We start from the raw sequence: 2,766 nt of genomic DNA on the forward strand, positions 1-2,766 counted from the left end.
GTCGGCACCCGCGCCTCATGCCAGCCGACGCCGGTATTGATAATGGTGGCACCGGCGGCTTCCACCGCCAGCGCCAGTTGTTCGACTTCATCCGGCGTGCTGCCATCATTCACCAGATCCAGCATCGACAGCCGGTAGATGATGATGAAATCGGCGCCGACGGCCGCGCGCACCGCCTTGACGATCTCGATCGGGAAACGGATGCGGTTTTCGTAGCTGCCGCCCCAGTCATCGCTGCGCTTATTGGTGTGGCGCGCAATGAACTGGTTGAGCAGATAACCTTCCGAGCCCATCACCTCAACGCCGTCGTAGCCGGCCAGACGCGCCAGACGCGCGCACTCGGCGAAATCGGCGATGGTGCGCAAAATATCGTCCTCGTTCATTTCGCGCGGACGGTAGAAATTGATAGGCGCGCAAATAGGCGATGCCGACACCAGCGTGTCCTGAAAGCTGTAGCGACCGGTATGCAGAATCTGCATCGCGATCTTGCCGCCGGCCTCATGCACCGCATCGGTCACGATGCGGTGGTGTGCCACCTCGGACATATCGTTAAGGATGGATGCGCCTTCGGCCACCCGCCCCTCTTCGTTCGGCCCCACGCCGCCGGTCACGATCAGGCCGACCCCGCCACGCGCACGCTCGGCGTAGAAAGCCGCCATTTTCTCGAAGCCACCCTCGGACTCTTCCAGCCCGGTATGCATCGACCCCATCAGGACGCGGTTTTTCAGCGTCGTAAAACCCAGATCCAGCGGTTCGAGCAGGTGGGGATAAGTCGTCATGGCAGCTTCCTTGTAAACGTAAGGCGTGGATTTTTATGGTGGTAACCCTACCGATGACAATACTTACTAGCTAGTAAGTTGTCAACACATAGGCATAAACAGGCCGGACTCAGAAATGTCCCTCCCGCATCACCCCCACATCGCCGATATAGAGCACCAGCCCGTAGTCTTGCGCATAGCTGCTGGCAATATGCCCGGCAATCGCATCGGCGATGTCGGGCTCGCAAATAACCTCGACACGGATATTGCGGTCGAAGCTCCACGCCGCCCGCTTCACGCCGTAATGCCCGCCGCCGCGCGCATCCACGACGGTGTATCCCTGAGCGCCCAGACGCTGGATGTCACGCGTTAACGGGACTTCCAGCACGGCTTCACACACGATGGTCAGCAATTTTTTCGGATGGTAATCCATCTCATAGCCCCCAGAAATAGCCGGTCATCCACCAGTAAAGCGGAATACCGGCAATCAGGTTGAACGGAAAGGTCAGCCCCAGACTGGCCGCCAGCGACAGGGCCGGATTCGCCTCGGGGACGGCAATACGCATCGCTGCCGGTGCCGCAATATAGCTGGCCGATGCCGCCAGTACCGCCAGCAGCAACGCCCCGCCCGCCGACAGACCCAGTAGTGCGGCCATTCCCAACCCGGCCAGTGCAAATACCGGCGGCACCAGCAAGGCAAAGCCGGCGATAAAAAGGCCGGAGCTGCGTAACTCGCCCAGGCGGCTGGCGGTAATCAGCCCCATTTCCAGCAGGAATAGCGACAACAAGGGCTTGAACAGATCGATATACAGCGGCGACAGGCTCTTGATGCCGCTCTCGCCGGCGATCCAGCCTATCAGCAGGCCGCCGGCCAAGAGCACCACACTCTTGCCCAGCAGCACTTCATGCGCCAGCCGTCCCCAGGCGACGGCGCGCCCGCCGCCGGCACGCGCCAGCACCACGCCCACGATCAGCGCCGGGATCTCCATCACGGCCAGAAACAGCGTGGCCTGTGGCTCGTAAGCCACACCCAGCCGTGTAAGAAAGCTCACCGCCACGGCAAAAGTCACCACGCTGACCGAGCCATAGTGGGCGGCAATCGAGGCCGCATCGGCGCGCGACAGTTTCAGGCGCAGCAAGCCAAAAGCGGCCAGCGTCAGCAGCATGCCCAAGACCACCACCGCCGCCACCTGCAGCAGGATGACAGGCGAGGCCAGCCTGGCCAATGCCACCCCGCCCTTGAGGCCGATGGCGATCAGCAGGAATACCGATAGCGACTCGTACAGCGCCGCCGGCAGTTTGAGGTCGGAGCGCGCCAGGCCTGCGCCCAGCCCCAGCAGGAAAAACAAGACCACAGGATCCAGCACCATCAACCATGCTCCCTATTGGCTGCCCGCACGCGGACAGACTATTGCTTGCGGCAGGCCAGCCTGCGTAGCGCCCGCAGCCTGACCGGCCGGCAGCATAAAAAACCGGGCGCAGCGCCCGGTTTTTTAGCCGCGTCGGTTTATCCGCTTCAGCCCGCCAGACGCTCCAGCGCCTCGCGATACTTGGCTGCGGTCTGCTCGCGCACCGCCAGCGGCACGGTAGGCGCGGCGGAAACCTTGTCCCAGCCCGATGCTTCCAGCCAGTCACGAACGAATTGCTTGTCGAACGATGGCGGGCTGATGCCCTCCTGATAGCTGTCGGCCGGCCAGAAGCGGCTGGAGTCCGGCGTCAGCGCCTCATCCATCAGCAGCAGCGTGCCGTCTTCATCGAGGCCGAACTCGAACTTGGTGTCGCAAATGATGATGCCGCGCGTGGCCGCATACTCGGCCGCAGTCTGGTACAGCAGGATGGCGGTGTCGCGCACCTTTTCGGCCAGTTCGCGCCCGATGATGTCTACACACTGCTCGAAGCTGATGTTCTCGTCGTGGTCGCCCACCGCCGCCTTGGTCGACGGGGTGAAGATGGGCGCCGGCAGCTTGCCCGCTTCCTTCAGCCCAACCGGCAGGGTGATACCGCACAC

The 2,766-nt window shown here is 62.6% G+C and carries 3 protein-coding genes and 1 pseudogene; all 4 read right to left on the minus strand.

The window, feature by feature from the left end; genetic code table 11:
* A pseudogene (gene fadH, locus ACRC1E_RS04405) lies at window positions 1-779 on the minus strand (NADPH-dependent 2,4-dienoyl-CoA reductase); the annotation flags it as partial.
* 109 nt (window positions 780-888) lie between these two features.
* Window positions 889-1,191 carry a P-II family nitrogen regulator gene (locus tag ACRC1E_RS04410; protein ID WP_438513896.1) on the minus strand — a complete coding sequence of 101 codons (303 nt, stop codon included), beginning with the start codon at window positions 1,189-1,191 and terminating at the stop codon, window positions 889-891.
* 1 nt (window position 1,192) lies between these two features.
* Window positions 1,193-2,128 carry a sodium-dependent bicarbonate transport family permease gene (locus ACRC1E_RS04415; RefSeq protein WP_438513897.1) on the minus strand — a complete coding sequence of 312 codons (936 nt, stop codon included), beginning with the start codon at window positions 2,126-2,128 and terminating at the stop codon, window positions 1,193-1,195.
* A gap of 146 nt (window positions 2,129-2,274) precedes the next feature.
* Window positions 2,275-2,766 (minus strand): phosphoribosylaminoimidazolesuccinocarboxamide synthase (locus tag ACRC1E_RS04420; RefSeq protein ID WP_438513898.1); only part of this gene is annotated, 492 nt, incomplete at its 5' end.

The organism is Craterilacuibacter sp. (genome assembly GCF_051659485.1).
Lineage (GTDB): Bacteria > Pseudomonadota > Gammaproteobacteria > Burkholderiales > Chromobacteriaceae > Craterilacuibacter.

Excerpts from the sequence above, each read along its gene's own strand:
- ACRC1E_RS04410 (WP_438513896.1), bottom strand. The coding sequence starts at position 1,191 with ATGGATTACCATCCGAAAAAATTGCTGACCATCGTGTGTGAAGCCGTG.
- ACRC1E_RS04415 (WP_438513897.1), bottom strand. The coding sequence starts at position 2,128 with ATGGTGCTGGATCCTGTGGTCTTGTTTTTCCTGCTGGGGCTGGGCGCA.